4 protein-coding genes, 1 pseudogene and 1 riboswitch are annotated in these 5,375 nt (G+C 69.7%); of the genes and pseudogenes, 1 reads left to right on the top strand and 4 read right to left on the bottom strand.

Annotated features, from left to right (window positions below):
- The 4 genes and pseudogenes from ACFTZL_RS40300 to ACFTZL_RS40285 all read right to left on the bottom strand — a co-directional run.
- A pseudogene (locus ACFTZL_RS40300) lies at window positions 1-369 on the bottom strand (ABC transporter permease); the annotation flags it as partial.
- A complete protein-coding gene (locus ACFTZL_RS40295) occupies window positions 356-1,342 on the bottom strand; it encodes an ATP-binding cassette domain-containing protein (protein ID WP_382594143.1) in 987 nt (328 codons plus the stop codon). The pseudogene ACFTZL_RS40300 and the gene ACFTZL_RS40295, both read right to left, overlap by 14 nt.
- 79 nt (window positions 1,343-1,421) lie before the next feature.
- Window positions 1,422-2,642, bottom strand: coding sequence for an outer membrane lipoprotein carrier protein LolA (locus tag ACFTZL_RS40290; RefSeq protein WP_382594140.1), 1,221 nt, complete (start codon window positions 2,640-2,642; stop codon window positions 1,422-1,424).
- Window positions 2,643-2,885: 243 nt separating this feature from the next.
- Window positions 2,886-3,896: a polyprenyl synthetase family protein gene (locus ACFTZL_RS40285; protein WP_382594137.1), complete on the bottom strand. Its 1,011-nt coding sequence runs from the start codon at window positions 3,894-3,896 to the stop codon at window positions 2,886-2,888.
- Between the two features lie 508 nt (window positions 3,897-4,404).
- Window positions 4,405-4,575: riboswitch (cyclic di-AMP (ydaO/yuaA leader) on the top strand.
- A 3-nt stretch (window positions 4,576-4,578) separates the two neighbouring features.
- Here ACFTZL_RS40285 and ACFTZL_RS40280 point away from each other — a divergent pair.
- Window positions 4,579-5,346 carry a LysM peptidoglycan-binding domain-containing protein gene (locus ACFTZL_RS40280; protein WP_382594134.1) on the top strand — a complete coding sequence of 256 codons (768 nt, stop codon included), beginning with the start codon at window positions 4,579-4,581 and terminating at the stop codon, window positions 5,344-5,346.
- Window positions 5,347-5,375 lie beyond the last annotated feature (29 nt).

The raw sequence follows: 5,375 nt of genomic DNA, 5'->3' as shown, positions 1-5,375 counted from the left end.
GACCAGCAGATAGCGCAGGGTGCCGGCGTTCGACTCGCCGGCGATCGCGTCGCCCGCGACGACCCCGATCGCCATCGGCAGGAAGAACGGGAGGGTGGCGGCCAGGGCGGTGAAGACGAGGAACAGGCCGTTGTTGGTGATCTGCGAGATGAAGGCCGGCCCTCCGCCCCCGCCACCGCCGGGCGACGAACCGTCACCCGTCTCTATCTTGATGGCGATGCCGACCAGGACGGGCACGCCCGCCAGTACGGCCAGCAGCGCGAGGGTGCGCCAGCGCCGGAAGGTCGTGGTGAGCTCGCTGCGCAGCAGCCCGAAGGTCCACAGCGGACTCACCGGACGTACGGCCCCCACGGTGTCAGCCTGCGACATCGAAACCCTCCCCCGTCAGCGCCACGAACGCGTCCTCCAGCGAGGCCCGTTCGACCGTGAAGCCCCGCACCCGCACCCCGGCCGTCACCAGCGCGGCGTTCACGTCGGCGAGGTCGCGGTCCGGGGGCTCGCCGGTCACCCGGTCGTCGGTGACGACGACGTCGCCGACGCCCTGTTCCTTCAGCACCCGGGCCGCCTCCGCCGGGTCCGGCGTGGTCACCACGAGCCGGCCGCGTGCCCCGGCGGACAGCTCGGCGACCGGGCCCTGCGTGATCAGGCGGCCCTGGGCCATCACGGCCGCGTGCGTGCAGACCTGCTCGATCTCGTCGAGCAGATGGGAGGAGAGGAAGACGGTCGTGCCGTCCGAGGCCAGCTCCCGTATCAGGGCGCGGATTTCGCGCATGCCCTGCGGGTCGAGGCCGTTGGTCGGCTCGTCGAGCACGAGCAGCCGGCGCGGCTGGAGCAGGGCGGCCGCGAGACCCAGGCGCTGTTTCATGCCCAGTGAGTACGCCTTGGCCTTCTTGCCCCCCGCGGCCGTCAGGCCCACCCGGTCCAGGGCGGCGGCGACCCGGGCCCGTCGGGTGCGCGGATCGGCGGCCGGGTCGGCCGAGTCGTACCGGATGAGGTTGTCGCGGCCGGAGAGGAAGCCGTAGAGGGCCGGGCCCTCGATGAGGGCGCCGACGTGCGGCAGCACGGCGCGGGTGGCCCGAGGCATGGGCTGCCCGAGGACCCGCGCCGTGCCGGAGGTGGCCTCGATGAGGCCCATCAGCATGCGGATGGTGGTGGTCTTGCCGGAGCCGTTGGGGCCGAGGAAGCCGAAGACGCTGCCCGCCGGGACGGTCAGGTCGAGACCGTCGACGGCGAGCTGTCCGCCGCGGTAGCGCTTGGTGAGCGCGCGGGTGGCGATGGCCGGTTCCCCGGCCGCGGCATCCGCGCCGCTCGGCTCCGGCTCCGTGGCGGACGGTTCGCCCATCGGCTTCCTCGTTCTCTCGACGTCCTGTGGTGCTCTCGACGTCCCGTGGTGCTCTCGACGTCCTGTAGCGGTACGGGACTTACTTCCCGGCGTCGGCCGCCTTCACGAGCGCGTCCTTGGTGACCAGGCCGACGTAGACCTTGCCGTCGTCCGTGATCAGGGCGTTGACCAGACGGGTCGAGAAGACCGTGCCCGAGCCGAACTTGCCGGTGACCTTGTCGCCGAGCGAGTTCATGAAGCCGCCGAGGTCGCCGCCGGCCTCGCCGGAGGGCACGCCCTCGCCGCCGGTGTCGAAGGTGGCTATGGAGTTCCAGCCCTCGCCGATGGTCTTCATGCCGTCGAGACCCTTGCCGAGGTCCTCCTCGGACTTCGGGGCGTGCCGACGGGCCTCCCCCTTGTCGAAGCCCTTCTCGGCGCCCTTCTCGGAGGCCTTCTCCTCGGTGACCTTCGCCCCCTTCGGCGGGGTGAAGTCGAAGGTCGACGCGGCCGGCTTGGCGAAGCTGACCTGGGTGAAGCCCGCGTCGACGACGGCGGAGCCGCCGCTCGCCGGGGTCAGCGTGAACTTCAGCGGCGTGCCCGTCTTCGCGTCCACGGCCACGGTGATCGCACCGACCGTCGAGCCGGACTGCTTCGGCTTGATGAGCAGCTTGTAGGCGTCCCGGCCGGCGACCTGGGCGGTGCCGTCCACGGTCACGGAGGTCGTGTCGTCGGCGGCCTTGAGGGCCTCCTCGGCGAAGTCCTTCGGCGTGGCCGGCGGCTGCTGGTCCTTGCCGCTCTCGGAGGCCGTGCCGTGGTGGACCTCGTTCGACTTGCTGTCGTAGGCCCAGACGTCCTTGCCGTTGTGGACGATGCTGTACTCGGCGGCGTTCTCCAGCAGCGACAGCTTCTGCTTGTCCGGGCCGTCGGCCGCGACGCGCAGGGTGTGCGTGCCGGAGGCCAGTTCGGTGAGCTTGGCGGTCGGGTCGGCGGAGGAGCCGCCCTCGCCCTGGCTCGCGGCACCGGACATCAGGCTGCTCTCCAGCCCGCCGAGGTCCGGGAGCCCGAGGTCCGTGCTGATCTTCACGGTGCCGGACAGCCGCTGGACGTCCGACTTCGCGATCTTCTCGATGAGCTGCTGTGCTGTGATCTTCGGGAGGTCGGGGTCACCGGAGTCGGCGAGGGCGGGGACCAGCCCGATCGTCGCGGCCGCCACTCCCATCACCGTGATCGGTACGACGTACCGCGCGGCCTTGCGCCGTCCGGAAGGCTGCTCGTCGACCTCCCCGGCGGTCGTGCTGTCGTCGGATGCGTACGGTGCCATGTGTGCCCTACCTCCGTGGTCGGCGGCGGCTGTCCGTGTCTTCCACGCACTCGTCCCTGAGCCGCCATTCTCACCCGAACAGGTGAGGAGTGGTGTTTTCCGTGGTGTCCATCTGACCAAATCGGCCAGAGAAATACGTCAGACCCCGGACTCAACTCCACGTACTGCTGGGGTATGACACGGAGGGGCGACTCCTCCCCCGACCCGTAGGGGACGGGGGCCACTTCGGGCCACGCTTCGGGGCTAGCCCGCCCGGTGCACCACCGCGTCGCACAGCTCCACGAGTGCCGTCTTCGCGGCGCACTCGGGCAGGGGGGCCAGCGCCGAGCGGGCCTCCTGGGCGTAGCGGACGGTGTCCTTCCGGGCCTGTTCCAGCGCCGAGTGGGCGCGCAGCAGGCGCAGGGCCTCGGCGTGCCGTTCGTCGTCGGTGAGGTCGGAGTCCAGCAGCTCGCACAGGGCGATGTCGTCCGCGAGCCCGAGCCGGGCCGCCCGCTCGCGCAGCCGCAGCACCGGCATCGTGGGGATGCCCTCGCGCAGATCGGTGCCGGGCGTCTTGCCGGACTCGTGCGAGTCGGAGGCGATGTCCAGGACGTCGTCCGCGAGCTGGAAGGCGACGCCGAGCCGCTCGCCGTACTGGGTCAGCACGTCCACGGTCGTCTCGTCGGCGCCGGACATCATGGCGCCGAACCGGCACGACACCGCCACCAGCGAACCGGTCTTGCCGCCCAGCACGTCCAGGTAGTGGTCGACGGGGTCGCGGCCGTCCTGCGGTCCGGCCGTCTCCAGGATCTGCCCGGTCACCAGCCGTTCGAACGCCTCGGCCTGCACCCGCACCGCCTCCGGACCGAGGTCGGCCAGGGTGTGCGAGGCGCGGGCGAAGAGGAAGTCGCCGGTGAGGACCGCGACGGAGTTGTCCCAGCGGGTGTTCGCGCTCGCCACCCCGCGGCGCACCGTCGCCTCGTCCATCACGTCGTCGTGGTACAGCGTGGCGAGGTGGGTCAGCTCCACGACGACGGCAGACGGCACGATCCCGGGCGCGTACGGGTCACCGAACTGGGCGGAGAGCATCACGAGCAGCGGACGGAACCGCTTGCCGCCGGCCCGCACCAGATGCTGGGCGGCCTCCGTGATGAAGGGCACCTCGCTCTTGGTGGCCTCGAACAAGCCTTCCTCGACAGCCGCCAACCCGGCCTGGACATCGGCTTCCAGAGCCTGGTCCCGCACGCTCAGCCCGAACGGCCCGACGTCGGTCACGAGGGGTCTCCTGTCTGCTGTGTCTGCCGGTGATTACGCGGATTGTCGATAGGTCGCTGCCATCACTCGAGTCAGCGTATCCGGTCACGTTTCGATCACCGCCAGCGCCCATGGTTACAGGCCGGGCGGTATCTGATCACGACCGTTATGTTTTCGATCGGGCCATAAGAACAGACATTTGTCGACTTACCAGTCGATAGTTAGATATTCACGATTTGCCATGACGATTGAGCAAATTCCCATTGACGGTAATTGCCCCACAGGCTCGTGATCAGTGAGTTGAATCACGTTAACCCCTTTGCCACGCTCCCCCGACATCGACCCGTACCCCCTTCAGCCGAACGCCAGTTGAGCCTTGGCTCTCGCAAAGGATCAAGTGGACCAAACACCCCCGACCAAGGTCAACCGCGCGATATGTGACTCCGGTGCTTGTTCCCGACATGTGCTGTCGCATACGTTCCCGGCCTGTCCGGCGGACGCCGAATCCTGCCACCGCCCGGACCCCCACATGAACCGATCACTCACGCAGGGCAGGAGCGGGGGACCCAGGTAAGTCGCCGGTCCGCACAGCGGCACGGCTCGGGGTGAAGCCGCGCACGGCAGTACATCGCCGTACGCGGCCGGGCACCTCCCGGCCCGAACCCGACAGCTCACCTCGCAGGCGCCGGAGAGGAACATCGCCATGGCCGGACGAGGCAAGCACCGTCGCCCCAGAACCAACCCGCTCTCCCGAGGTGTCGCCATCGCAGGCACCGGCGGAGCGGCACTCACCCTCCCGCTCCTCGGAGCCACCTACGCGAGCGCCGCCGAGGCGCCGCAGAGCGCACCCGCCGTCGCACAGTCCCTGCCCCAGGCGGCCCAGCCCAAGTCGCTCACGTACACCGTGACCAAGGGCGACACGCTCTACCGCATCGCGGACAAGTACGACGTCTCGGGCGGCTGGAAGAAGCTCTACAAGGACAACCGCTCCGCCATCGGCGACGACCCCAAGCTGATCCACCCGGGCCTGAAGCTGAAGGTGTCGACGACCAAGGCGGCCGCCGCCCCGAAGAAGGCGACCAAGTCGTCCGCCCCGGCCAAGCCCGCCGGCGGCGTCGCCAAGGCCACCCAGGCCTCCGCCAAGACCTACGCCGACAACCTCGACGGATGGATCCGCGAGGCGCTGGACGTCATGGCGCAGAAGGGCATTCCGGGGTCGTACGACGGCATCTACCGCAACGTCATGCGCGAGTCGTCCGGCAACCCCCAGGCGATCAACAACTGGGACTCCAACGCCGTCAAGGGCACTCCGTCCAAGGGCCTGCTCCAGACCATCGACCCGACCTTCCAGGCCTACCACGTGGACGGCACGTCGTGGGACCCGTACGACCCGGTCGCCAACATCACCGCGGCCTGCAACTACGCGGCCGACCGCTACGGCTCGATCGACAACGTCAACGGCCCGTACTGAGCCGTCCCGCCCAGCAGTCGCTCGAGGAC

Source organism: Streptomyces sp. NPDC056948, assembly GCF_042674225.1.
Classification (GTDB): Bacteria; Actinomycetota; Actinomycetes; order Streptomycetales; family Streptomycetaceae; genus Streptomyces; species Streptomyces purpurascens.
The sequence above is the reverse complement of the archived record's forward strand: the minus strand, read 5'-3'. Positions and strand labels throughout refer to the sequence as shown.